The sequence below is a fragment of the Streptomyces purpurascens genome, from assembly GCF_045040895.1.
GTDB classification, from domain to species: domain Bacteria; phylum Actinomycetota; class Actinomycetes; order Streptomycetales; family Streptomycetaceae; genus Streptomyces; species Streptomyces purpurascens.
Genome location: NZ_CP108341.1, coordinates 661,341 through 685,569, shown reverse-complemented (window position 1 = coordinate 685,569; position 24,229 = coordinate 661,341). Strand labels below are relative to the sequence as shown.

The following is a 24,229-nucleotide window of genomic DNA, read 5'->3' as shown; positions in this document are numbered from 1 at the left end:
CGGGATGGCGGGATGGCGGTCCAGGGTGTCACGGGTTTGGCGACCCACTGGAACGCACTCTCCGGAACAAGTTCCCGAAGACCCCACCCGGCCGCAGAACCGCTTGCGCGTGTACGAGTGCGTCCTGGCTGGCACGTGTGTCCGGATGGTCGGCGCCCAGAACACGAAGGCGGTCGGTGAGGTTTCGCTCGTGGAGGCCAATGGCTTCCACGTATTCCCCAAGTTCCTCGAGCTCGTACGCCAGATTGCTGCGCGCGACAAAGGTGTCGGGATGCTCAGAGCCGAAGACACGCAGGCAAGCGTCGAGACTCTGCCGGCGGAGCGCGATGGCCCCGTCCTGATCGCCCAGCCCACTCAGCGCAGAGGCCAAACCGGACTGACTGGCAAGCGCGTAAGGATGGTCCGCACCGAGAACACGGGTGCACTCATGAAGGTTTTCTCGGAACAGAGCAGCTGCACGCTGGAACTGCCTTCTGTCTACGAACACTCCCGCAAGGCTGTGCCGACTGCGGAGAGTTTGGTCGTGGTCGCGTCCGAACAGCCGGACAGCCGCTTGGTGGTTCTGCTCAAGAAGGGAGCAGGCTTCGTCCAGCTCTCCTGCCGCCCCAAGGGAGACGGCAAGACCATCCCGGCTGGCCAGGGTGTCGGCATGATCAGGCCCTAGGACACGCAGCCGTGTACTGAGGTTCTGCCGGTGCTTCTCGACAGCGTCCTGGTGCTGCGACAGGTATCCGAGGGTGATCGCCACGTTGTGGACAGCAGTAAGGGTGTCCGGGTGATCAGGTCCGATCCCTTCGGCCCAGGCTCCCGCCAACATTCCGCTGAGGATCAGCACGTGCTCGTGATCACGCTCATGATGCAGCACATCCGCCAAGGTGGCCACAGCCTGTGCCAGATGCAGGTTCCCGCGGTTCTCGCCCAGAGCTGCGATCACGAGCAGATGAGGGAACAAGTGCCGCGCGACAGAGCGGTCGCTCAATTCTGCCCCCGCGACGTCCGCGATCGCCTGGTAAATGCGGCGCGCGAGCGCCGCGTGCCAGGCTTGCAGAGCGTCGGTGCGTTGAGTCAGATCAAGGGCCGTAATCTCACGGACCAGCGGGTGCAGGGCGACGAGCCCTGGTACGGGGGCTCCGCTCGCATCAGTGGGCACTTCCAGCAGAGCATAGACGGACAAGCCATTGAAGGCGGCATCCACGCCGGACTGAGTGGCCGACAGGCCAGTCGCCTGCTCGACAAGCTCGGGGGTGACAAATGAGACGGGCACAGGCCCCCAGGCAAGAAGAGACAGCAGTCGGAGCACCGGACGGGCGAGGAGAATGCCGTTGTCTGCGAGATGATCCAGAGATAAATCCCACGTATGCCGGATAACCGCGCGCGCTGTTTCAGGGTCGGACGCCTGCGGGCTTTCAGCTCCGATGAGGGACGCGAGTTCCGTTCCGAGAGCTCGGCAGTAGCCCGCAAAAGTGTGGTGCCGACTGCTCGGCGCTGCGACGTACTTGGCCGCCGCGCGGAGCGCGAGCGGCAGGCCGCCCAAGCGCCGCGCCAGCAGTTCGGCCTCTGCTTGGCTCCCGGCCTGGGGGGCACCGTCGAGGAGGACTTGGGCACCGTCATGGTCGGGCAGGGGCGCCAGTCTCATGACAGTGGTTCCGGCGCCCCATGTCCCCCCGTCAGCCACCCTGCTGGTGATCAGCAGCAGACCCCCCGGCTCGGGGCATCGCACCCAGCCGCGGTGGTCATGCAGCGGACCAGAGCCGGACCTGGCAATGTCGGGATCATCAAGGTTGTCGAGGACGATGAGCCACCGTTTGGTCTTGGCAAGTTGTTCCCACACGGCGTCCGCCAAGCTGACTCGGCCGGCCCGGGCTGATTCCAGTGCTTCCTCCTGCAGGCCGCATGCCACCGCAACCCTGACCATGTGCTCAGCGAGCTCCGACGCGTTCAGAGCAGGAATCCAGAAGACTGGAGTCCCCTTCTCCTGAGCCTTCTTGGCCATAGCGGCAGCCACCGTCGTCTTGCCCATACCGCCTGTGCCCGTCACAACTGCGATTCGGTTCGCCACCCGGGAACGCCGAAGAAGCCGCTGCAGGTCGCTGATGGTGGCTTCGCGACCTCGGACCGGCCTGTCGATGCTGGGGGGACGAAGCGACTCAGCCGCATCGCTCACGATCCTGCTCACAGCAACCGGCCGCCCGCCTGACGCACCGCCTTGATCCGTGTCCAAACGCCGCCCCCACAACTGCAGCACGAGTGCGATGACAGCCAGCCCGCCGAAGACACCCCATACCAACCGCGGATCCTCAGCCCAGCCCGGCAGAGATGTGGTGACATAGTTCGTCACCACCGCCAACGCCACCATGACTGCCGCCCCGGCCCCTGCGACAAACGACCCCTGCCGCGCACTCCCGCCCCGCATCAAACCCCCTCCACACGCCTGAACGCACAGCATGCAGCGACATGCACGGCTGCCGCTATGCGTCCCGAAACCCGGCCACGATGGAAAAGCGTCCCAGGGGGCGCCGCTGATTCTGCAGAACGAGGTCGCGGACGGCTCACAGGAGTGGCGGCCGGTCCGCGGCTGAGGCCCCCTTCACCCCTCGCGCAGCACGCGCAACGCCGTGAGCGCCACGTGGAGTTCGGTGCGCCGCTCCCCGGATTCCAGGTCGGATTCGAGGAGGCGTTCGATGGTGCGCAGACGCTGGTACATGGTCTCCCTGGACAGACCGCCGCGACGGGCCGCGGTGGTCTTGTTGCCGGCGGCGTCGAGGTAGTGGCCCAGTGTCGTGAGCAGCTCGGTGCCGTGCCGGGTGTCGTGGTCGATGAGCCGGCCGAGGCGGCGCTCCGTGTAGTCCTGGACGCGCGTGTCCTCGCGCAGGGCGTACAGCAGCCGGCGCAGGTCGATGTCCGGCAGCTCGTGGAAGGAACGGTCCGGGGGAGGGACCTGGCCGGGCGGGGTGGCCTCTATGACACGGGCCGCCTCCCGGAAGGAGCGTGCCGTGTCGGCGAGGTCCGCCACCTCCGAGCCGACGCCGACGATCGCCCCCGGGACCAGCCCCAGCACGGTGCGGCACAGCCGTTCCGCCACGGGGCGCCAGGGCCGGTCGGGACGCAGGGCCGGCAGGATCCCGAGGCGGCCGGGGGCGAGCTCGCCGACGAGGGCCGGGACCCCCGCCGATCGCAGCTCGCTGTGCAGCCGGGCCTCCAGCTCGCCTCCCTCGGCACCCGGGCCCAGGTCGGCGAGGATCGCCAGGTAGCGGCTGCCCTCCGTGGGCAGGCCCAGCGCGGCACAGCGGGCACGGGCGTCCTCGGGGGAGTGGTGGCGCTGTTCCGCCAGCTCCCGCAGGGCGGTGCGGTGGGCCGTGTGCTCCCAGGGCGTGGAGTGGATGAGCCGGGCGACGGTCAGGGCCATCGCCGTCCGCTCCAGGACGGTGATGTGCTCCGGCCCGAAGGCCGGGCCGTCGGCGGGTGCCTGGAGCATGGCCAGGCGGCCCCAGCGTTCGCCCTGATAGGAGACGGGCGCCGTGAGCCAGCCCTCCGGGCCGCCCGCCCCGGTGTGGTCACCGGGCTCGGTGGCCCGCGAACGCTGTTCCCAGTCGCCGAGCGCCTCCTCCACCGTGCTCCCCGACGGTTCGCAGATCAGCGCCTGGTGCACCAGGTTCTCCAGGACGACCGTGCGGCCGCTCATCTCCGCCGCCGCGCGCACCACGTCCTCAGGTCCCGCGCCGCGCAGCGTCAGCGCGGTGAACGCCTCGTGGATCCGCTGCGTCCGGCGCATCGCGTCGGCCTGGCTGCCGAGGATGAGCGCGTGGACGACCTGCGTGACCTCCAGGAAGTTGACGTCCCGCGCCAGGGTGACCAGGGGCAGACCCCGGGCGCGGCAGGCCTGGACGAGGGCGTCGGGCGGCCGGTGGTAGCGCCGTACCAGCTCGATGACCAGGGCGGCAGCTCCCACCTCGGTGAGTTCGTCGACGTACCGGCGGACACCCGCGGCGTCGTCGGGCAGGGGCATGCCCGTGGTCAGGACCAGCTCGCCGCCCTTGAGGAAGGACGCCGGGTCCGTCAGCTCGGTGATGTGCACCCAGCGCACCGGCCGGTCCAGCTCGGCCAGCCCGGTGACGACCTGGGGCTGCCCGGCGGCCAGGACGGGCAGGGCCAGGACGTCGGCGACGCTCGGCGGGTGTGGGTTCACGGTGGCTCCCTGCATGCCTGGTCACTCTGACAAGCGGCACTGACCTGCGCAAGAGCTGTCCACGGGAGGGACGGGCGGTACCAGGGGGGTCCGGTGGTTGACACAACGTCCGAACAACGCGTTTCGGCTGGACAGATCACGCGTTGTCGCGTCGCGCGGCGGCCCGGATGCTCGGGGTGTCGGACCAGTACCGCGGATCACCGCAAGCAGACCTCGACGTACGGCCGGGAGACCAACATGACCGCACTGTCGCCGCACCTTCGCCAGGCCACGCCCGTGGTGGCCGCCCGGGGCGAGGGCGTCCATCTCTACGGTGAGGACGGCCGCCGCTACCTCGACTTCACCGCCGGCATCGGCGTCACCAGCACCGGTCACTGCCACCCCAAGGTCGTGGCGGCGGCGCAGGAGCAGGTGGGCACGCTGATCCACGGCCAGTACACGACCGTCATGCACCAGCCGCTGCGCCGCCTCGTCGACAAGCTCGGCGAGGTGCTGCCGGCGGGCCTGGACAGCCTGTTCTTCACCAACTCCGGCAGCGAGGCCGTCGAGTCGGCGCTGCGGCTGGCCCGCCAGGCCACCGGCCGTCCCAACGTGCTGGTCTGCCACGGCGGCTTCCACGGCCGTACGGTCGCCGCCGCCTCCATGACGACCTCCGGGATCCGCTTCCGGTCCGGTTTCTCCCCGCTGATGAGCGGTGTGGTCGTCACGCCGTTCCCGACGGCCTACCGGTACGGCTGGGACGAGGAGGCCGCCACCCGCTTCGCCCTCCAGGAACTCGACTACACCCTCCAGACGATCTCGTCGCCCGCCGACACGGCCGCCATCATCGTCGAGCCGGTGCTCGGCGAGGGCGGGTACGTGCCCGCGAACCGCGCCTTCCTTGAGGGGCTGCGGGAGCGGGCGGACCGGCACGGCTTCCTGCTGATCCTCGACGAGGTGCAGACCGGCGTCGGCCGCACCGGGCGCTTCTGGGGCCACGACCACTTCGGTGTCACCCCGGACATCCTCGTCACCGCCAAGGGCCTGGCCAGCGGCTTCCCGATCTCCGGCATCGCCGCCTCCGAGGAGCTGATGGCCAAGGCCTGGCCCGGCTCCCAGGGCGGCACCTACGGCGCCAACGCCGTCGCCTGCGCCGCGGCCTGCGCCACCCTCGACGTCGTACGGGACGAGAAGCTCGTCGAGAACGCCGAGGCGATGGGCAAGCGGCTGCGCCAGGGCCTGGAGGCGGTGGCCGACCGCACGCCCGGCATCGGCGACGTCCGCGGCCTCGGCCTCATGCTCGCCAGCGAGTTCGTCACCGAGGACGGCAGCCCCGACCCCGAGACCGCCGCCCGGGTGCAGCGCGCCGCCGTCGACGAGGGACTGCTCCTGCTGCTGTGCGGCGCCTGGAACCAGGTGGTCCGGATGATCCCGGCGCTCGTCATCGACGAGGCCGGAGTGGACGACGGCCTGCGGGCCTGGGCGAAGGCGGTCGAGGCCGGCACGTCGGGAGCCGGAGACCGATGACCACCGCCACCCGCGACCTGGCGGGTCTGACGGCCCGTATCGCCGAGATCGCGCCCGGCCTGCGGGTGGAGACCGGCCCGGGGGCGACGGGCCCGTACGCCTACGACGCCTCCAACTACCGTGTGCTGCCGTGGGCCGTGGCCTTCCCGCGCACCGCCGACGACGTGGTCGCGGTGCTGCGGGCCTGCCGGGAGGCGGGCGTGCCGGTCACGGCCCGGGGCGGCGGCACCAGCATGGCGGGCAACGCCGTCGGACTCGGAGTCGTCCTGGACTTCTCCCGGCACCTGAACCGGATCCTGGACATCGACCCCGAGGCCCGCACCGCGCGGGTCGAGACCGGTGTCGTCCTGGACGCGCTGCGCGGCGCGACCGCCCCGCACGGGCTCGACTTCGGCCCCGACCCGTCCTCGCACAGCCGCTGCACCCTCGGCGGCATGATCGGCAACGACGCGTGCGGCAACCGGTCGGTGCGCGACGGGCGGACCAGCGGCCATGTCGAGGCCCTGGAGGTCGTGACGGCGGACGGCGTGCGGGCCGTCGCCGACCGCTCCGGGCTGCACCCGGTCGATCCCAGCGACGCCGGAATCATCGCCCGGCTCGAATCCGACCTCCGGAAGCTGATCGAGGACAACCTGGAGCCGATCCGTACCGAACTGGGCCGGATACCGCGCCAGGTCTCCGGCTACCAGCTGCACCGCCTGCTGCCGGAGAACGGCTTCGACATGGCCCGCGCGCTCGTGGGCACCGAAGGCACCTGTGCGGTCGTCACCGCCGCGACGGTCCGCCTGGTGGCGACCGCACAGGCATCGGCGCTGCTGACGCTCGGCTACGAGGATGTGGTCGAGGCGGCCGAGGACGTGCCGGAGATCCTGCGCTTCTCGCCGAGCGCGGTGGAGGGCATGGACGAGGCGATCGTGGCCACCATGCGCGTCCGGCGCGGCCCGGACTCCGTCACCGGCCTGCCCGAGGGACGCGCCTGGCTCTACGTCGAACTCGAGGGCGAGGACCAGGCCGCGGTCGACGCCCGCGCCGCCGAACTGCTCGACGTGCTGAAGGCACAGGGCAGGCTGACCGGCGGACGGGTCGTCGAGAGCCCGGCCGAGCGGCGCTCGCTGTGGCGGGTCCGGGAGGACGGGGCCGGGCTGGCCGCCCGGTTGGTCGACGGCGGGGAGTCCTGGCCCGGCTGGGAGGACGCGGCCGTCGCCCCCGAGAACCTCGCCGCCTATCTGCGCGACTTCCGCACACTGCTGGCCTCGCACGGGCTGACCGGTGTGCTGTACGGGCACTTCGGCGCGGGCTGCGTCCACGTACGGGTCGACTTCGACCCGGCCACGGACACCGGCCGGGCCGTCATGCGGCGGTTCCTCTCCGAGGCGGCCACGCTGGTCGTCTCGCACGGAGGCACCCTGTCGGGCGAGCACGGTGACGGACGGGCCCGCAGTGAACTGCTGGAGGTCATGTACAGCCACCGCATGATCCGCGCGTTCGCCGCGTTCAAGCGGATCTTCGACCCGGACGGGCTGCTCAACCCCGGCGTCATCGTTGAGCCGGCTCCACTGGACGCCGATCTCGCGCTGCGTGAACTCCCGCTCCTCGACACGTCGTTCACCTTCCCGCACGACACGGACGGCTTCACGGGCGCCGTGCGCCGCTGTGTCGGTATCGGCCGCTGCCGCAGTGACTCCGGCGGCGTCATGTGCCCGAGCTACCGGGCCACGGGGGAGGAGAACGACTCCACCCGCGGCCGGGCCCGCATGCTCCAGGAGATGGTGCGCGGCGAGGCCGTCCAGGACGGCTGGCGCTCGACCGAGGTCAAGGAAGCCCTCGATCTGTGCCTGTCCTGCAAGGCGTGCTCCAGCGACTGCCCGGTCGGCGTCGACATGGCGACGTACAAGGCGGAGTTCCTGCACCAGCACTACAAGGGCAGGCTCAGGCCCCGCTCCCACTACTCGCTCGGCTGGCTGCCCAGGACCTCCGCCCTCGCCGGGTACGCGGCCCGGCCGGTCAATCTGCTGCTGCGCGGGCCGCTCGGCAGGCTCCTCGCCCGCCTCGGCGGCGTGACGACGAAGCGCAGGATCCCCGCCTTCGCCTCCCGGCGCGCCCTGCGGAAGACCCTGCGTGCGGCGAAGACCCCCGGGCCGGCGAAGGCCCTGCTCTTCGTCGACAGTTTCACCCGCGCCTTCCGTCCTCAGGTCGCGGGAGCGGCGAGCCGCGTGCTCGCCGACGCCGGCATCCCCTGCACACCGCAGGACGGCCTGTGCTGCGGACTGACCTGGGTCAGCACCGGCCAGCTGTCCGTGGCCCGCAGGGTCATGGCCCGTACGGTCGCCCACCTCGACGACGGCGACGATCGGCCGATCATCGTGGCCGAGCCCAGCTGCGCCGCCGCCCTCAAACGCGACGTGCCCGAACTGCTCGGCACCGAGGCCGCGCAGCGCGTCGCGGACCGCGTCCACACCTTCACCGGGGCCCTCACCGACCTTGCGAAGCAGGGCTGGACCCCGCCGCCGCTGCCCGAGGACGTCGTCCTGCAGACCCACTGCCACGAGTACGCCACCTTCAAGGGCCGCCGCCCCGCCGACCTGCTCCGCCGCCTCGGCGTCCGCACGGTCGACGAGGCCGAGGGCTGCTGCGGACTCGCCGGGAACTTCGGCTTCGAGGCGGAGCACTACGACACCTCGATGGCGGTCGCGGACCTGGCTCTCCAGCCTCGCCTCGACGCCCTGGACGGGCGGAGCGTCGTGGCCGACGGCTTCAGCTGCGCCACCCAGATCGACCACCTCGCCGGTGACCGGGGCATCCGCGCCCTGCACCTCGCGGAACTCCTCGACCCCTCCGCCGACCGACCAGGAGAGACATCATGACCGAGGTTCTGAACCAGTTGTTCATCGGCGGTGCCTGGGTGGACGCCGCGGACGGCGCCACCATGCCCGTCGACGACCCCGCCACCGGCGAGATCCTCAGCCATGTCGCCGACGCCGGTGCCAAGGACGCCAGGCTCGCGGAGGAGGCGGCCGTCCAGGCCCAGGCCGCATGGGCCCGTACGGCACCCCGGGCGCGCAGCGAGATCCTGCGCCGCGCGCACGAGATCATCCTGGAGCGCACCGACGAACTGGCCCACCTGATGACATCCGAGATGGGCAAGCCGCTCGCCGAGGCCAGGGGAGAGGTGGCGTACGCCGCCGAGTTCTTCCGCTGGTTCTCCGAGGAGGCCGTGCGGATCGACGGGGGGTGCGGCACGCTGCCCGACGGCCGCAACCGCATGTTCCTCTCCCGCCGCCCGGTCGGCCCCTGCCTGCTGATCACGCCGTGGAACTTCCCGCTGGCCATGGGCACCCGCAAGATCGGCCCGGCGATCGCCGCGGGCTGCACGATGATCCTCAAGCCGGCCCCGCAGACCCCGCTGTCCAGCCTCGCCCTCGCCGGGATCCTGAAGGAGGCCGGGCTGCCGGACGGTGTGCTGAACGTCGTCACCACCTCCCGCGCCGGAGAGGTCTGCGAACCGCTGCTGCGCGGCGGACGGATCCGCAAGCTGTCCTTCACCGGCTCCACGGCCGTCGGCCGGCTGCTGCTCGCGCAGTGCGCCGACACCGTCGTACGGACGTCGATGGAGCTGGGCGGCAACGCGCCGTTCATCGTCTTCGACGACGCCGACCTGGACGTGGCCGTCGACGGCGCGATGGTCGCCAAGATGCGCAACATGGGAGAGGCCTGCACCGCCGCGAACCGCTTCTTCGTCCACCGGTCGGTCGCCGAGGAGTTCGGGCGGCGGCTCGCCGAGCGGATGGGCGCGCTCGTGGTGGGCCCCGGCACCCGGGACGGCGTGGACGTCGGCCCGCTGATCGACACCGTCGGGCGAGCCAAGGTCGAGGAGCTGGTCGCCGACGCGGTGGAGCGCGGCGCCCAGGTGCTGGTCGGTGGCCGGACGCCGGAGGGGCCGGGCTGCTTCTACCCGCCGACCGTGCTCGCGGAGGTCTCCCCCGAGAGCCGTCTCATGGACACGGAGATCTTCGGCCCGGTCGCCGCGATCCTCACCTTCGACGACGAGGACGAGGTCCTGCGCCGGGCCAACGACACGCCCTGGGGTCTCGTCGGCTACGTCTTCACCGAGGGGCTCGACCGCGGCCTGCGCGTCAGTGAGGGCCTGGAGGTGGGCATGGTGGGCCTGAACACCGGCCTCGTCTCCAACCCGGCCGCGCCCTTCGGCGGGGTCAAGCAGTCCGGGCTCGGCCGTGAGGGCGGCCGGGTCGGCATCGACGAGTTCCTGGAGTACCAGTACGTCGCGGTGCCCGTGCGGTGAGGGCCTACCCGACCGACGCGTCCGGGCGCCTGACTCCGTGACGTGCCACGCCCCCTGGTGCCGGTCGTCACCAGGGGGCCTGTCACGCGTCCCGGGCCGTTACGCGCCCAGGCGGCGGTTGGTGATCTCCGTCGCCGTGTCGGCGACCAGACGGCCCCACTCGGGCAGCCGTGCCTCGTCGTAGCGCGAGTCGGGCAGGGAGACGGCCACGGAGGCGAGCGGTGTGCCGTCCTCGTCGAGGACGGGCGCGGCGATCGCGCAGACGTCCGGGCGGTACTGATTGCGGTTGAGCGCGTAGCCGTCGGTGCGCACCCGCTTCAGCTCGGCGCGCAGCTCGGCCGGATCGACGAGCGTCGCGTCGCTGTAGCTCTCCAGCCCTCGCTCCACCAGCTCCTCGACGTCGGCGGGCGGCAGGTGGGCCAGGACCGTACGACCCGTGGCGGTGGCGTGCAGCGGCGAGGTGTCGCCGATCGCGTGGAACGTCCGCACCGCGTGGTGGCAGTCCACCCGGTCCACGACCACCATGCACTGCAGCGCGTCCGGCACCGACAGGTGGATCGTCTCGTTCAGCGCGTCCCGCAGCCGGATCATGGGCTCCCGCGCGGCCGCGAAGAGACTCGATCCCTGAAGCGCCGCCGGCCGCACCGCGAGCACGCGGGCGCCGATCTCCCAGCGCGTGGTGTCCTTGCGGTTCGCCCGCAGCCACCCGGCCTCGTTCAGAGTGACCAGCGTGCGCTGCACGGTCGACTTGGGCAGCCCGAAGAGCTTGGTCAGTTCCCCCACTGTCACCGGCTGGTGCTGCGCGACCGCTTCCAGGATTCGCAAAGACCTGGTCACGCTCTTCATTTCCATCTGATTTCCCCCGTTAACTCGCGGAATCCCTTGCGTACACCCCTTGACTCCCCTCCTCGCCACTGCCATTCTCGTGCCAGATTCTAGCACACCGTTCCACAATGTGGCACAGCAGGTGGGCGAAGAAGCAACCTGAAGCCCCCTCCCCCCGGACAGTGCGAGCCATGGCCCTTGGGTCCATCGCCTAACGCCGTCCCTTCCGGAATTCCAGAGTCCGCATACCGGGCGTACAGCATCCGCGCCCCGGGAGACGAAAGGAACCCCCTCGTGTCTGCCAAGAAGCGCGTCGCCGTCGTCGGCGTCGGAACGATGGGCGCTCAGGCCGCCTGGCGCCTGGCCGCCCGCGGAGCCGAAGTCGTCGGCTTCGACCGTTTCGCCCCGGGCCACGACCGCAGTGCCGCCGGCGGCGAGACCCGGATCTTCCGCAGCGCCCACTTCGAGGACTCCCGCTACGTGCCGCTGCTCCAGCACGCCGACGCCCTGTGGGAGACGCTCCAGCAGGAGACCGGCCGCGAGCTGCGCCGTCTGACCGGATGCCTGCTGATGGGGCCCACCGCGCACCAGCAGATGGCCACCGTCCTGCAGTCGATCGCCGAGCACGGCCTCGACCACGAGGTGCTCGACGCCGACGCGCTCGCCAAGCGCTTCGGACAGTTCCGGATCGAGGACGGCGACGCCGCCGTGCTCGACCGGCGCGCGGGCTTCATCCGGCCCGAGCTGACCGTCCAGACCGCCGCACGCCGCGCGGAGGAGCTGGGCGCCCGCATCCACCGCTACACCACCGTCCGCGAGATCGTGCCCACCGGCAACGGGGTGGAGGTCCGCACCGACGCCGGCCGCGAGCGGTTCGACGCGGCCGTGGTCAGCCCCGGCCCGTGGGTGAACGACCTGCTGCCCGACCTGCCGTGGGAGGTGGACGTCCGCCGGCTGCTCAGCGCCTGGTACGTGCCCACCACCGACGCCTGGTTCGGCGAGGAGCGCCCGGCGTTCATCCGCACCGCCCCCACCCACTGCTACGGACTGCCCTCCCCGGACGGCGTCTCCGTGAAGCTGGGCCTGTCCCGCGCCCTGCACCGCCCGGCCGGCGACCCGAACCGCCTCGACCGTACGGTCGCGCCCGAAGAGCTGGAGATCTTCACGGAGCTGATGGGCCGCTACATGCCGGACCTGAACCCCGACCCGGTCCGCCTCTCCGTGTACATGGAGGGCTACACCGAGAGCAGCCGCCCGCTCGTAGGCCCCCTGCCCGGCGCGGAGAACGTCGTCCTGCTCGCCGGCTTCTCCGGCCACGGCTTCAAGCTCTCGCCCGCCTTCGGCGACATCGCGGCGGACCTGGCGCTGGACGGCACCTCGTCCCGGCCCATCGACTTCATCTCCACCCAGGACCGCACGGAGGCCTGACGACCATGACCGAGCAACTGACCGTCGGCTCCCTGAGTGCCGAGCCCGGCACCAAGACCCGCGGCACCGTCCCCGCCGACCTCGGCACTCTCACCGTCGACATCCCGCTGACCCTGGTCAACGGCGCCCGGCCCGGCCCCCGCGTCGTCATCACGGCGGGCGTGCACGGCGGCGAGTTCACCGGCATCGACGCCGCCACCCGGCTCGCGGCCCTGCTGGAGCCCGGCCAGGTGCGCGGCCAGATCGTCCTCTGCCCGGTCGCCAACCCCCCGGCCGTGTACCAGGGCCGGCTCGGCGTCTCCCCGGTCGACGGCGTCAACATCAACCGCGTCTTCCCCGGCGATCCCGAGGGCAGCCCCACGGAGCGGCTCGCCGCCTGGATCTTCGCGCAGCTGCTGGACGGCGCGGAAGCGTACATCGACCTGCACTCCGGCGGCATCGACGAGGTCCTGCGCGACTTCGTCGGCTACCGCCTCACCGGGACCCCCGAACTCGACGCCAGGACCGCCGACATGGCCCGCTCGGCCGGCATCGAGGACATCATCCTCGGGCTGAACGCCGACGGCGGCAACAGCCACGCGGCCGCCGCCCGCCAGGGCATCCCGGCGATCCTCGTCGAGACGGGCAAGCTCGGCGAACGGGACCAGGCCGTCGCCCGGCGCCTGGTCGACGGCCTGTACGGAGTGCTGGCCCGGCTCGGCGCCCTGGAGACCGAGGTCCAGAACGGCACCGCCGTCCGCGCATGGGTCTGGGTCGCAGGCATCACGTCCGACGCCACCGGCCTCTGGTACCCCGAGTTCTCCCTCGGCGACGACGTGACCGAGGGCCAGGTCATCGGCCACGTCATCGACCCGGCCGACGGCCGGGAGCACAAGATCCACACCCCCGCCTCCGGACGCGTCTTCTACGCGATGCACGGACTGACCGTCGCCCCCGGCGCCGAACTCGCCGCCATCGCCGCACCCGCTCCCCGGGACCCGGCCCCCTGATCCCACCCCCCTGACGTACGCCCGCACCCCACAGAACGAGACCCCAGAGCACGCCTCACCCCCACGCTCCCCATCCCGAACAGCACCCCCAGGAGGCCCCCGTGCCGAATCGACTTGCGGCTCAGCCGCGTGGCGCCCGGATCGACCGCAGAGCGTTCCTGCGCGGCGTCGGCGGAGCCGCCGCAGGCATCGCGGCCGCCGGCACCCTCAGCGCCTGCGGCACCGGCACCAGCCGTTCCGTCGGCAGCGGCGGCAAGAGCTCCAAGACGCTCGTCGTCCGCAACAGCGGCGGTTCCTACGGCGACGCCAACCAGCAGGCGATCTACGAGCCGTTCACCAAGGAGACCGGCATCCAGGTCAAGGTGGTGAACATCGAGTACGCCCAGATGCTCGCCCAGATCAAGCAGGGCCGCCCCGAGTTCGACGTCATCGACGACTCGATGGCCGACTTCGTGCTCTTCCAGCAGGAAGGCGGCACCCAGGCCCTGGACTACGACCGGCTGAAGAACTTCAAGAAGGCCGGCGTCGCGAAGAACCTCGTCACCCCCAACGCGGTCGGCAAGAACTACTGGGCCAGCGTGATGGCGTACCGCACGGACGCCTTCGGAGGGAAGAAACCTTCCTCCTGGGCCGACTTCTGGGACACCAAAGCGTTCCCCGGCAACCGCGCCCTCCAGGCCCTCGACGCCGACCTGCCCGAGCTGGAATTCGCCCTCCTCGCCGACGGAGTGCCCCTCGACAAGCTCTACCCCCTCGACGTCGACCGTGCCTTCAAGGTCCTCGACGAGATCAAGTCCCACGTCCGGAAGTTCTGGGACACCGGCGCACTGCCCGGCGTGCTGCTGGGCCGCAAGGAGGTCGACGCCTCCAGCGTCTGGCACGGCCGCCTGGACGCCCTGATCAAGGGCGGCGCACCCCTCGCCTACCAGTGGAACGGCGCCCGCCGCCAGAGCAACGGGCTCGGCATCCCCAAGGGAGCCGCCAACCTGGACGCCGCCTACCGGCTCATCGACTTCTCGCTGCGCCCCGAGGTGCAGGCCGCCTACGCCGAGATCTACCCCATGGCCCCCTCGGTGCCCGCCGCCTACAAGAAGCTCAAGCCCGCCACAGCCGCCAACCTGGGCAGCTCGCCCGAGCACCTGAAGAGCGGCTTCGACCTGGACGTCGAGTGGTGGATCAAGAACCAGGACGCCGTGTCCAAGCGCTGGCAGGAGTGGACGCATGCCTGACCTGAACGTGATGCCCGAACCCTCGCTCGCCGCCCCGTCGATGCCGACCGGCACCGGAAAGCCCCTGTCCGTCACGCGACTTCGCAAGACCTACGGTGGCGTCACCGCTGTCGACGAGGTCTCCATGGAGATCGCGGCGGGGGAGTTCGTCACCTTCCTGGGAGCGTCCGGCTCCGGCAAGACCACCACCCTGATGATGATCGCCGGGTTCTGCGAGCCCGACTCCGGCAGCATCGTCGTCGGCGGCCGTGACGTCACCCGCCTCGCCCCGCAGAAACGCGGACTGGGCTTCGTCTTCCAGCAGTACCTGCTCTTCCCGCACATGACGGTGTGGGACAACGTCGCCTTCCCGCTGACCCTGCGCGGCGTGTCCAAGGCGGACCAGCGCCGCCGGGTCGGCGAGACCCTGGAGATGGCAGGCCTGTCGGCCATGGCCCGCCGCCGGCCGCGCGAACTGTCCGGCGGCCAGCAACAGCGCGTCGCGCTGTGCCGGGCCCTGGTCTACCGGCCCCCGGTCATCCTGATGGACGAACCGCTGGGCGCCCTCGACAAGAAACTGCGCGACCAGCTCCAGACCGAGATCAAACGCATCCAGCAGGAACTAGGCCTGACCGTCATCTACGTGACGCACGATCAGGAAGAGGCCCTGGTCCTCTCCGACCGCATCGCGGTCATGCGGGACGGACGGATCGACCAGTTCGACACCCCACAGGAACTCTTCGAACGCCCGCGCACCCCGTTCGTCGCCGACTTCCTCGGCGCCGCCAACTTCCTCCCGGGCCACCTGGAGGCGCAGACGGGGGAGCGCGTCACCGTCCGGCTCGACTCGGGCGGCCTGATCACGGCCCGCCCGCAGGCCGTCCCGGACGGAGCGCGGGTGCGCGCGGCGGTCCAGCCCGGCCGGCTCGTCCTGTGCCCGCCCGACCAGGGGTTCTGTACCGGGACCGTCGACACGGTCACCTACGTCGGGACGCTCGTACGTGTCACCGTCCGCCCCATGGGCGGCGCCGACACCGAACTGGTACGGCTGGAACTGCCCGCCGGACGCGCCCCCGCCCTCGGCGAGCGCGTCGGCCTCACCGCGGACCCCGCGAACGTCAGCGTCTTCCCCGACACGGAACACGGGGGGTGAGGACCGTGGCCGTACTCGCTCCGGCATCCCGCCCCGCGGCCCCGGTGCCCCGCAGGAAACGACCGGCCCGCGTGCTGTCCGACCGCCGTACCCGCTTCGGACTGCTCAACGCCGCGCCCGTCGTCCTCTACCTGCTGATCCTCTTCGTCTATCCGATCTTCAGCACCCTGATGCTGAGCCTCAAGGACCAGGCCGGCGGCTTCACCCTCCACTGGTACGCCGACGCCTTCCGCGGCGCCAACCTGGAGATCCTGTTCACCACCCTGCGGATCTCCGCCGAGACCTCGCTGATCAGCCTGGTCGTCGGTTTCGTGCTGGCCTCCGCGATCTGCCGGCTCAAGCCCCTGTGGGCGGGCCTCGCGATGCTCGTGGTGGTCGTCCCGCACTTCATCAGTGCCCTGGTGCGCACCTACGGCTGGATCATCCTGCTCGGTGACAACGGCGTGGTGAACAACGCCCTGACCGACACGCACTTCCCCGGCGCCCCGTTCCAGCTGCTCTACAACGAGATCGGCGTCGTCATCGGCACCACCGCCGTGATGCTGCCGTACACCGTGCTGCTGCTGTACGCCGTCATGAAGGGCATCGACCGCCGGCTCCTGGCCGCCGCGGCCAGCATGGGCGCCGGAAAGATCACCATCTTCCGCCGCGTCTACGTGCCCCTGGTGGCACCCGGCCTGGTCAACGCCGGCGTCCTGTGCTTCATCCTCTGCCTCGGCTACTACCTCACGCCCGCCCTGATGGGCGGCGAGAAGCAGACCATGGTCGCCTCGCTCATCGACGAGCAGGTCATGAAGCAGAACCAGTGGAACGGCGCCTCGGCGCTCGGCATCATCCTGCTGCTCCTCACCTTCGCCGGGCTGATCCTGCTGCGGCTGCTGAAGTCCGCGGGCGAGGCCTACCGCAACCGGGGGACGGCGTCATGATCGAGTTGCGTGCCACCCTGGCCGGACGCATCACCCTGGCCGTCCTGTCCACCCTGATCCTGCTGTTCCTGGCGCTGCCGATCATCGTCATCGTCGTCACCTCCTTCGGCAAGGACGCCTTCGGCTCCTTCCCGCCGGAGGCCTGGACGCTCGGCTGGTACGAGCAGTTGTTCGCCGACGGCAGCAAGTGGCCGGCCGCGCTCTCGCTGAGTGTCCTGGTCGCCTCCCTGACCACCGTCTTCTCCCTCGTCCTCGGCATCACGGCGGCCACGGCACTGGTCCGCAGCGACCTGCCCCTGCGCTCCGCGGTCTACGGCCTGGTCCTCGCCCCGCTGGTGATCCCCCAGGTGGTCATCGCCCTCGGCCTGTTCCTGCTCTTCGAACCGGCCGCGATGCTCGGCAGCCCGATCGCCATCGCCTTCGGCCACACCGTGCTGGCCTCGCCCATCGCGGTGATGATCCTCATGGCCACGCTGAAGGGCATCGACGAACGCCTGGAGGACGCGGCGGCCAGCATGGGCGCGAGCAGGCTGACCGTCTGGCGCCGCATCACCTTCCCGCTCGCCGCGCCGGGCATGATCGCCGCCGCGATCTTCTCCTTCATCACCAGCTTCGACGAGTTCTTCATCTCGCAGTTCCTGTCCTCCGTGGACACCGTGACGCTGCCCGTCCAGGTGTTCAACGTCCTCCAGTACAACGTCGATCCGTCGGTGACCGCCATCAGCGCGATCCTCATCGCGGTCGCCGTCGTCGCCCTCGCCCTGGTCGCCGCCGTGCGCCGACTGGGCGGCCCGGGCAAGCAGGCGGGCCTGCTGCCCACGGAATCCGCCGTGAGCCTCCCCGCCGGAAGTGAGACCCGATGACCACCAGCACCCAGGCTCCGGCCGGCGAACTCTCCGCCACCGCGGCCAGACACCTGCTCCTCAACATGACTCCCAACGGCTCGCTCGGCCGCGCCGGCGAGAACCTCTTCGTCGTCCGGCGCGGCGAAGGACCGTACGTCGACGACGCGGACGGCAAGCGCTACATCGACGGCCTCTCCGGCCTGTACTGCTGCCAGCTCGGCTACTCCTACGCCCCCGAGTTCGCCGAGGCCGCCGACCGCCAGCTGCGCGAGCTGTGCTTCAGCCCGCTGTGGTCCTCCTCCGCGCACCCCACGGCCATCGACCTGTCCGAGCGCCTCGCGCGCATCGCCCCCGTCGACGTCGAGCACACCTTCTTCTCCGGCGGCGGCGCCGAAGCCGTCGAGACCGCCTGGAAGATCGCCCGCCGCTACCACGCCCTGCGCGGCGAAGCGGGCCGCACCAAGGCCATCGCCCGCCGCGGCGCCTACCACGGCCTGACCCTCGGGGCTCTGTCGCTCACCGACGACCCCGGGCTGCGCGAACCGTACGGGCCGGGCGCGATCGAGACCCGGTTCGTGTCCAACACCAACCGCTTCGGCCTCGCCGCCGAGGCCCCCGCGTGCACGGACGACGAGACGTTCACGTCCCGCCTGCTCGCCGAGCTGGAGGCCGCGATCCTGGCCGAGGGCCCGGACACCATCGCCATGCTGATCGCCGAGCCCGTGCAGAACCGCGGCGGCTGCATCACCCCGCCCGAGGGCTACTGGCCGGGCCTGCGCGCCCTGGCCGACCGGTACGGCTTCCTGCTCGTCGCCGACGAGGTCATCACGGCCTTCGGACGGCTGGGGGAGTGGTTCGGCGGCGACCTGTACGGGGCCCGCCCGGACATCGTCACCGTCGCCAAGGGCATCACCGCCGGCTACGCCCCCATGGGGGCGACGCTCGTCAGCAACCGCGTCGTCGAGGTCATCAACCAGCCCGGCGTGGTCCTCAACCACGGCTACACCTTCGCCGGCCACCCGCTGAGCGCCGCCATCGCCCTGCGCAGCCTGGAGATCATGGAGCGGGACCGGATCCTGGAGAACGTCCGCGGCCACCAGGACCACTTGGCCCAGCGTATGGCGAAACTCGTGGACCTGCCGATCGTCGGCGACGTCCGCGGCGCCGGCTACTTCTACGCCTGCGAACTCGTCGGCGACCTCGACGGCGGCGGCTTCAGCGACACCGCCCGGACCGCACTCGTCGCCGACCTGATCCCGCGCCGGCTGCGCGAGGCCGGGCTGCTCGCCCGCGTCTACAACCGCGCCGCCCCGCTGGTCCAGATCGCGCCCCCGCTGATCAGCGACCGCGAACTCCTGGACCGTATCGCCGACATCATCGCGGCCACCCTCGACGAGGCCTCCGCCCGCCTCTGACCCATGTTCTGGATCTGACACACGTTCTGGAAAGGAACGACATGTACTCCATCGGCCCCCTCACCGTCGCCCCCGGCGAGCGCGCCCAGGGTCTGATCCCCGTCGGCACCAGCACCTACGGCATGGAGCTCGGCATCCCGCTGATCGTCGTCAACGGCACCGAGGACGGCCCGGTCCTGTGCGTGGACGCCGGTGTGCACGGCGACGAGTACGACGGCCAGGAGGCCATCCGCCGCGTCCTCGCCGAGATCGACCCGGTGGGCCTTCGCGGCACCCTCGTCGGCATCCCCTGCATGAACACCCCCGCCTTCGAGGCGGCCGCCCGCACCAGCGGCCTCGACCACCTCAACCTCAACCGCATCTTCCCGGGCGACGCGGACGGCTCCTACTCGCTGCGCCTGGCCGCCACCTTCGTCGAGCAGGTCGTCCCGGCCATCGACGCCCTGGTCGACCTGCACACCGGCGGCACCTTCGGCGAGATCGCCCCGCTGACCATCGTCCAGGGCGGCTACGAGGACCTGGCCACCGGCATCGGCCTGGCCGCCGGGCACCGGCTGATCTGGAAGGGCGGCAAGTGGGGCGGCACGGTCCGCCACCCCACACTCGCGGCGGGCAAGCCGGCCATCACCATCGAGGCGGGCGGCGGCACCTACCGCGAGGAGAACGTCCAACTGCACATCGACTCCGTCCTCAACATCATGCGGCAGCTGAACATGACCGAGGGCGGGGCCGAGCTGCGGGACGACTACATCGCCGTCTCCGGCACCTTCGCCCGCTCCGCCGCCGGCGGCTTCTTCCTCGGCCACGCCGCACCGGGCGAGAACTGCAAGGAAGGCGACCTGATCGCCCACATCGTCGACCACTACGGCAACACGCTGGAGGAGGTCCGCGCCCCGCAGGACGGCATCGTGCTCTGGGTGCGCCGGATCCGCACCGTCCGGCCCGGCGACGAGGTCGTCATCTTCGGCGAGGTGCAGGGAGAGATCAAGCCATGAGCGGCGATCCCCAGTTGCTGCTGGTCGACGGCAAGCGGATCCCCGCCGCAGACGGGCGCGCCTTCACCGTCCTCGACCCGGCGGACGGCACGGCCCTCACCCAGGTGGCGCTGGCCGGACCGGCGGACGTGGACCAGGCCGTGGCGGCGGCCCGCGCGGCCTTCACCGCACCCGAGTGGGCCCGGATGCGGGCCGCCGACCGGGGCAGGCTGCTGCACCGCATCGCGGACGCGATCCGGGGCGAGGGCGAGCGCCTGGCGCGCCTGGAGTGCCAGGACGTCGGCAAGCCCCTCCGCCAGGCCAGGGCGGACGTCGAGTCCGCCGCCCGCTACTTCGAGTTCTACGCCGGCATCGCCGACAAGCTCGGCGGCTCCACGATCCCCCTCGGGCCCGGCCTGATCGACTACACCCTCCGTGAACCCATCGGCGTCTCCGGCCAGATCATTCCGTTCAACTACCCGCTCCAGAACACCGCCCGCGGTTCCGCCCCGGCCCTCGCGGCAGGCTGCACGGTGGTGCTCAAGCCCTCCCCGGAGGCGCCCCTCACCCCGCTGGAGGTGGGCCGGATCGCGCTGGAGTGCGGGCTGCCGCCGGGCGTGCTGAACGTCGTACCCGGCGACGCCGAGACCGGCGCGGCCCTCGCCGGGCACCCCGGCATCGACCAGGTCACCTTCACCGGCTCGGTCCCGACCGGCATCAAGGTGGCCCAGGCCGCCGCCGCCAACGTGGTGCCCTCCGTCACCGAACTGGGCGGCAAGTCGCCGTTCATCGTCTTCGCCGACGCCGACTTCGACCTGGCGCTGAACGCGATCCTCGGCTGGTCGTTCAGCAACGCCGGCCAGATGTGCTCGGCCGGCACCCGGCTGCTGCTCCAGCGCGGCGCCGAGGAGTTCCTGGACCGGCTGGTCGAGAGGATCGCCGCCCTGCGCGTCGGCCCCGGCCTCACGGACCCGGACATCGGCCCGCTGGTCGCCGCCCGGCAGCGCGACCGCGTCCTGGGCTATCTCGAACTGGCCCGGCAGGAAGGCGCCGTGGCCCGGGTCGGCGGCGGCGCCCCCTCCGCCCCGGAACTCGCCGACGGCTACTACATCGAGCCGACGGTCCTCACCGGCCTGACCAACCAGGCCCGGTGCGCCCGCGAGGAGATCTTCGGCCCCGTCGTCACCGTCATCGAATTCGACGACGCCGACGAGGCCCTCCGGATCGCCAACGACAGCCCGTACGGCCTCTCCTCCTACGTCTGGAGCCGCGACCTCGACCAGGCGATGCGCCTGGCCGAGGGCATCCGGGCCGGCCAGGTCTACGTCAACGTCACCAGCGCCGGCAGCGGCATCGAGCTGCCCTTCGGCGGCTACAAGCACAGCGGCTGGGGCCGGGAGAAGGGCCTGGAAGCGCTGGCGAGTTACACGCAGACCAAGAACGTCTGCATCGGATTCGGGGACCGGTCATGAGGTATCGCACGCTCGGTGAGCAGGGCCCGGTCGTCTCGGCGGTGGGCGTCGGCGGCAACAACTTCGGCTCCCGCCTCGACGAGGAGGGCACGAACGCGGTCGTCCACGCCGCCCTCGACGCCGGGATCACCCTGTTCGACACCGCCGACATGTACGGCGGGTTCGGCGAGCGGGGCGGGGAACGCGGCGACGGCGAACGCCTCCTCGGCGCCGCCCTCAAGGGCCGCCGCGACGACGTCGTCCTCGCCACCAAGTTCGGCATGGAGATGGGCCTCGACGCCGACCTGTACGGCCGGCGGGGCGCCCGCCCCTACATTCGGTACGCCGTCGAGTCCTCCCTGCGCCGGCTCGGCACCGACCGGATCGACCTGTACCAGTACCACGAGCCCGATGGCCTCACCCCGCTGGAGGAGACCGTCGCCGCCCTGACCGAGCTCGTGGACGAGGGCAAGATCAGGTACATCGGCTGCTCCAACCTCCCGGCCGAGGAGCTCACCGACGCGTTCGTTTCGACGCAGGCCCGCTACCACCTGCTCGACCGGAGCGCGGAGGCCGATCTGATCCCCGCCTGTCTGCGCCACGGCCTGGGGCTGCTGCCGTACTACCCGCTGGCCAACGGCCTGCTCAGCGGCAAGTACCGGCGCGGCGAGGAGCCTCCGCCCGGCAGCCGGCTGTCCTGGCGGCAGGGCTGGCTCACCGACGCGGCCCTCGACCGCGTCGAGGCGCTCACCGCCTACGCCGCCGAGCGCGGCCTGACCCTGCTTCAGGTCGCCGTGGGCGCACTGGCCGCCCTGCCCGCGGTCGGCTCGGTCATCTGCGGCGCCATGACCCCCGCGCAGGTCACCGCCAACGCGGCGGCGGCCGACTGGATCCCCGGCCCCGCCGACCTGGCCGCACTCGACGCGATCGTCACGCCCGGCGAGCAAGTCGTCTGACACCCCCCTTACAGAACCCGCGAAACGAGGCTGAACACCATGCGAGAGATCGTCACCTTCGACGCTTACGGCACCCTGGTCGACTTCCAGCTCGGCCCCACCACCCTCAAGGTCCTCTCCGACCGCCTGGACCTGGACAACCTGGACGTCGACGAGTTCCTCGACGACTTCCGCGTCATGCGCTTCCAGGCCGTCCTGGAGGCCTACCGTCCCTACCACGAGATCCTGCACTCCAGCCTGCGCAACGCCATGCGGCTGCATGGCCTGGAGTACCGCACCTCCGACGGCGACGCCCTGGTGGAGGCCGTCCCCACCTTCGGCCCGTTCCCGGAGGTCCCGGACGCCCTGCGCGCGCTGAAGACCAAGTACGAGATCGCCATCATCTCCAACACCGACGACAACCTGATCGCGCGGAACGTCGAGAACATCGGCGTCGAGTTCGACCACGTCATCACCGCCCAGCAGGCCGGCGCCTACAAGCCGGACCGGCAGACCTTCGAGCACGCCTTCAAGACCATGGGCGTCGAGCCCTCCCAGGTGATCCACACCGCCCAGGGCTGGGAGTACGACCACATCCCGACCCGCGACCTCGGCCTGAGGCGCCGGGTATGGATCAACCGCTTCGGCCGCCCCGGCAGCGCCGACTACCAGCCGTACGACGAGCTGCCCGACATGACGGGCCTGCCGAAGCTGCTCGGCTGCTGACCGTACGGCGACTCGGCGACACAGGACAGAGAACACGACAGGACGCACGCCATGAAGCAGATCCCCTACTGGCTCGACACCGCCCCCGCCCTGCCCGACCGTTCCGGAAAGGACCTGCCCGACGAGGCGGACGTGGTGGTCATCGGCGGCGGCCTCACCGGCCTGTCCACCGCCTACCACGCCGCCCGCAAGGGAGCCCGGGTCGTCCTCGTCGAGAAGGACAAGATCGGCTCGGGCGCCTCCGGCCGCAACGGCAGCATGTGCACCCAGGGCCTCACCATCGGCGTCGGCGAGGCCCGCAAACGCTACGGCCAGGAGCGCGCCCGCGAGCTCTACGACGCCTTCCGCGAGGCGGTCGACGTGGTCGAGGAGATCACGCGGACCGAGAAGATCGACTGCGACTTCCACCGGGCCGGCCGCCTCGGAGTCGCGGCCAAGCCGCAGCACTTCGAGTCGATGCGGGCCACCCAGCGCGATCTGGCCGACAACTTCGGCCACGAGACCCGGCTCCTGACCCGCGCCGAGCTGAAGTCGGAACTGAACTCGGACTACTACCACGGAGCCCTGCTCGACCCGCTCAGCGCCGCCCTGCACGTCGGCAAGTACGTCCACGGACTGGCGGAGGCCGCCGAACGGGCCGGCGTCGAGATCCATGAACGCAACGCCGCCACCGGCCTCACCCGCCTCCCCGGCGGCGGCTTCGTGGTCGAGACGCTCCACGGCACCATCCGGGCCAAGCAGGTGGTGGCCGCGACCGACGCCTACACCGACAAGGCGATGCCGTGGTTCCGCAAGCGGCTCATCAACGTCGGCAGCTTCATCATCGTCACCGAGCCGCTCGGCGAGGAGCGCGCCAAGTCGCTGATCCCGAACGGCCGTCTGGTGGTCGACTCCAAGAACATCGGCCACTACATCCGCCTCACCCCGGACAACCGCCTCGCCTTCGGCGGCCGGGCTCGCTTCGCCCCCTCCAACCCGGCCTCCGACGTCAAGAGCGGCGACATCCTGAAGCGGGAGATGACCGAGATCTTCCCGCAGCTCGCCGGGGTGCGGATCGACTACGTGTGGGGCGGCATGGTCGGCTTCTCCTGGGACCGCCTCCCGCACGCGGGCGAGACCGACGGCCTGTACTACTCGATGGGGTACTGCGGCCACGGGGTCCAGATGGCCACCTCCATGGGCCGCGCGGTCGCCGAGATGATGGACGGCCGCCCGGAGGCCAACCCGCTGCGCGGCCTGGGCTTCCCGAAGGTCCCGGTGCCCTTCTACAACGGCACCGCCTGGTTCCTGCCGTTCGGCGGCGCCTACTACAAGGCCAAGGACAGGCTGCGCTGACGCTCGTTCCCGGCTGTCGTCCCGGGT

Annotated in this window: 18 protein-coding genes; 15 read left to right on the top strand and 3 right to left on the bottom strand. The window is 71.1% G+C overall.

Annotation, left to right across the window (positions count from 1 at the left end):
• Positions 1-28: 28 nt before the first annotated feature.
• Together OHU35_RS03170 and OHU35_RS03165 are read right to left on the bottom strand one after the other, a co-directional pair.
• Positions 29-2,341 (bottom strand): tetratricopeptide repeat protein, encoded by a 2,313-nt coding sequence (locus tag OHU35_RS03170; RefSeq protein ID WP_405504496.1) that lies wholly within the window; start codon positions 2,339-2,341, stop codon positions 29-31.
• 246 nt (positions 2,342-2,587) lie between these two features.
• Entirely contained in the window at positions 2,588-4,201 is a 1,614-nt protein-coding gene (locus OHU35_RS03165) for a PucR family transcriptional regulator (protein ID WP_405504494.1), read from the bottom strand.
• Between the two features lie 222 nt (positions 4,202-4,423).
• On the opposite strand from OHU35_RS03165, the gene OHU35_RS03160 reads away from it, so the two are divergent.
• From OHU35_RS03160 to OHU35_RS03150, 3 genes are read left to right on the top strand one after another with little or no spacing between them, the layout of a single operon-like run.
• Positions 4,424-5,692 carry an aspartate aminotransferase family protein gene (locus OHU35_RS03160; RefSeq protein WP_189725149.1) on the top strand — a complete coding sequence of 423 codons (1,269 nt, stop codon included), beginning with the start codon at positions 4,424-4,426 and terminating at the stop codon, positions 5,690-5,692.
• Complete coding sequence (locus OHU35_RS03155) at positions 5,689-8,556, top strand: FAD-binding and (Fe-S)-binding domain-containing protein (RefSeq protein WP_405504492.1); 2,868 nt, start codon at positions 5,689-5,691, stop codon at positions 8,554-8,556. The genes OHU35_RS03160 and OHU35_RS03155 overlap by 4 nt, the downstream gene beginning before the upstream one ends.
• Positions 8,553-9,992 (top strand): NAD-dependent succinate-semialdehyde dehydrogenase, encoded by a 1,440-nt coding sequence (locus OHU35_RS03150; RefSeq protein ID WP_359894819.1) that lies wholly within the window; start codon positions 8,553-8,555, stop codon positions 9,990-9,992. The genes OHU35_RS03155 and OHU35_RS03150 overlap by 4 nt, the downstream gene beginning before the upstream one ends.
• Positions 9,993-10,091: 99 nt before the next feature.
• Here OHU35_RS03150 and OHU35_RS03145 read toward each other — a convergent pair whose 3' ends face one another.
• Positions 10,092-10,838 carry an IclR family transcriptional regulator gene (locus OHU35_RS03145; RefSeq protein ID WP_189725453.1) on the bottom strand — a complete coding sequence of 249 codons (747 nt, stop codon included), beginning with the start codon at positions 10,836-10,838 and terminating at the stop codon, positions 10,092-10,094.
• Between the two features lie 273 nt (positions 10,839-11,111).
• On the opposite strand from OHU35_RS03145, the gene solA reads away from it, so the two are divergent.
• From solA to OHU35_RS03085, 12 genes are all read left to right on the top strand, one after another.
• Positions 11,112-12,245 (top strand): N-methyl-L-tryptophan oxidase, encoded by a 1,134-nt coding sequence (gene solA / locus OHU35_RS03140; protein WP_405504490.1) that lies wholly within the window; start codon positions 11,112-11,114, stop codon positions 12,243-12,245.
• Positions 12,246-12,250: 5 nt separating this feature from the next.
• Positions 12,251-13,234 carry a succinylglutamate desuccinylase/aspartoacylase family protein gene (locus tag OHU35_RS03135; RefSeq protein ID WP_405504488.1) on the top strand — a complete coding sequence of 328 codons (984 nt, stop codon included), beginning with the start codon at positions 12,251-12,253 and terminating at the stop codon, positions 13,232-13,234.
• Between the two features lie 101 nt (positions 13,235-13,335).
• On the top strand, positions 13,336-14,463 hold the full coding sequence (locus OHU35_RS03130; protein WP_405504487.1) for an extracellular solute-binding protein: 1,128 nt from the start codon (positions 13,336-13,338) through the stop codon (positions 14,461-14,463).
• Complete coding sequence (locus tag OHU35_RS03125; RefSeq protein WP_189725154.1) at positions 14,456-15,595, top strand: ABC transporter ATP-binding protein; 1,140 nt, start codon at positions 14,456-14,458, stop codon at positions 15,593-15,595. Before OHU35_RS03130 ends, OHU35_RS03125 begins: the two co-directional genes overlap by 8 nt.
• Before the next feature lie 5 nt (positions 15,596-15,600).
• Positions 15,601-16,521 carry an ABC transporter permease gene (locus OHU35_RS03120; RefSeq protein ID WP_229873014.1) on the top strand — a complete coding sequence of 307 codons (921 nt, stop codon included), beginning with the start codon at positions 15,601-15,603 and terminating at the stop codon, positions 16,519-16,521.
• Positions 16,518-17,384, top strand: a complete 867-nt coding sequence (locus tag OHU35_RS03115) for an ABC transporter permease (RefSeq protein ID WP_189725155.1) — start codon at positions 16,518-16,520, stop codon at positions 17,382-17,384. The genes OHU35_RS03120 and OHU35_RS03115 overlap by 4 nt, the downstream gene beginning before the upstream one ends.
• Complete coding sequence (locus tag OHU35_RS03110) at positions 17,381-18,781, top strand: aminotransferase class III-fold pyridoxal phosphate-dependent enzyme (protein WP_359894809.1); 1,401 nt, start codon at positions 17,381-17,383, stop codon at positions 18,779-18,781. Before OHU35_RS03115 ends, OHU35_RS03110 begins: the two co-directional genes overlap by 4 nt.
• A 41-nt stretch (positions 18,782-18,822) precedes the next feature.
• Positions 18,823-19,776 carry a succinylglutamate desuccinylase/aspartoacylase family protein gene (locus OHU35_RS03105; RefSeq protein WP_405504485.1) on the top strand — a complete coding sequence of 318 codons (954 nt, stop codon included), beginning with the start codon at positions 18,823-18,825 and terminating at the stop codon, positions 19,774-19,776.
• Positions 19,773-21,227, top strand: coding sequence for an aldehyde dehydrogenase family protein (locus OHU35_RS03100; RefSeq protein ID WP_405504483.1), 1,455 nt, complete (start codon positions 19,773-19,775; stop codon positions 21,225-21,227). The genes OHU35_RS03105 and OHU35_RS03100 overlap by 4 nt, the downstream gene beginning before the upstream one ends.
• Positions 21,224-22,162, top strand: coding sequence for an aldo/keto reductase (locus tag OHU35_RS03095; RefSeq protein WP_405504481.1), 939 nt, complete (start codon positions 21,224-21,226; stop codon positions 22,160-22,162). Before OHU35_RS03100 ends, OHU35_RS03095 begins: the two co-directional genes overlap by 4 nt.
• A gap of 39 nt (positions 22,163-22,201) precedes the next feature.
• Positions 22,202-22,867, top strand: coding sequence for a haloacid dehalogenase type II (locus OHU35_RS03090; protein ID WP_189725160.1), 666 nt, complete (start codon positions 22,202-22,204; stop codon positions 22,865-22,867).
• Positions 22,868-22,918: 51 nt separating this feature from the next.
• Positions 22,919-24,202 carry an NAD(P)/FAD-dependent oxidoreductase gene (locus OHU35_RS03085; protein WP_405504479.1) on the top strand — a complete coding sequence of 428 codons (1,284 nt, stop codon included), beginning with the start codon at positions 22,919-22,921 and terminating at the stop codon, positions 24,200-24,202.
• Positions 24,203-24,229: the final 27 nt, after the last annotated feature.

What these genes read in the sequence shown, in the direction of transcription:
- OHU35_RS03165 (WP_405504494.1), bottom strand. Translation starts at nt 4,201, where the DNA reads ATGCAGGGAGCCACCGTGAACCCACACCCGCCGAGCGTCGCCGACGTC.
- OHU35_RS03090 (WP_189725160.1), top strand. Translation starts at nt 22,202, where the DNA reads ATGCGAGAGATCGTCACCTTCGACGCTTACGGCACCCTGGTCGACTTC.
- OHU35_RS03105 (WP_405504485.1), top strand. Translation starts at nt 18,823, where the DNA reads ATGTACTCCATCGGCCCCCTCACCGTCGCCCCCGGCGAGCGCGCCCAG.
- OHU35_RS03100 (WP_405504483.1), top strand. Translation starts at nt 19,773, where the DNA reads ATGAGCGGCGATCCCCAGTTGCTGCTGGTCGACGGCAAGCGGATCCCC.
- OHU35_RS03160 (WP_189725149.1), top strand. Translation starts at nt 4,424, where the DNA reads ATGACCGCACTGTCGCCGCACCTTCGCCAGGCCACGCCCGTGGTGGCC.
- OHU35_RS03115 (WP_189725155.1), top strand. Translation starts at nt 16,518, where the DNA reads ATGATCGAGTTGCGTGCCACCCTGGCCGGACGCATCACCCTGGCCGTC.
- OHU35_RS03085 (WP_405504479.1), top strand. Translation starts at nt 22,919, where the DNA reads ATGAAGCAGATCCCCTACTGGCTCGACACCGCCCCCGCCCTGCCCGAC.
- OHU35_RS03110 (WP_359894809.1), top strand. Translation starts at nt 17,381, where the DNA reads ATGACCACCAGCACCCAGGCTCCGGCCGGCGAACTCTCCGCCACCGCG.
- OHU35_RS03145 (WP_189725453.1), bottom strand. Translation starts at nt 10,838, where the DNA reads ATGAAGAGCGTGACCAGGTCTTTGCGAATCCTGGAAGCGGTCGCGCAG.
- OHU35_RS03135 (WP_405504488.1), top strand. Translation starts at nt 12,251, where the DNA reads ATGACCGAGCAACTGACCGTCGGCTCCCTGAGTGCCGAGCCCGGCACC.
- OHU35_RS03150 (WP_359894819.1), top strand. Translation starts at nt 8,553, where the DNA reads ATGACCGAGGTTCTGAACCAGTTGTTCATCGGCGGTGCCTGGGTGGAC.
- OHU35_RS03155 (WP_405504492.1), top strand. Translation starts at nt 5,689, where the DNA reads ATGACCACCGCCACCCGCGACCTGGCGGGTCTGACGGCCCGTATCGCC.
- OHU35_RS03125 (WP_189725154.1), top strand. Translation starts at nt 14,456, where the DNA reads ATGCCTGACCTGAACGTGATGCCCGAACCCTCGCTCGCCGCCCCGTCG.
- OHU35_RS03095 (WP_405504481.1), top strand. Translation starts at nt 21,224, where the DNA reads ATGAGGTATCGCACGCTCGGTGAGCAGGGCCCGGTCGTCTCGGCGGTG.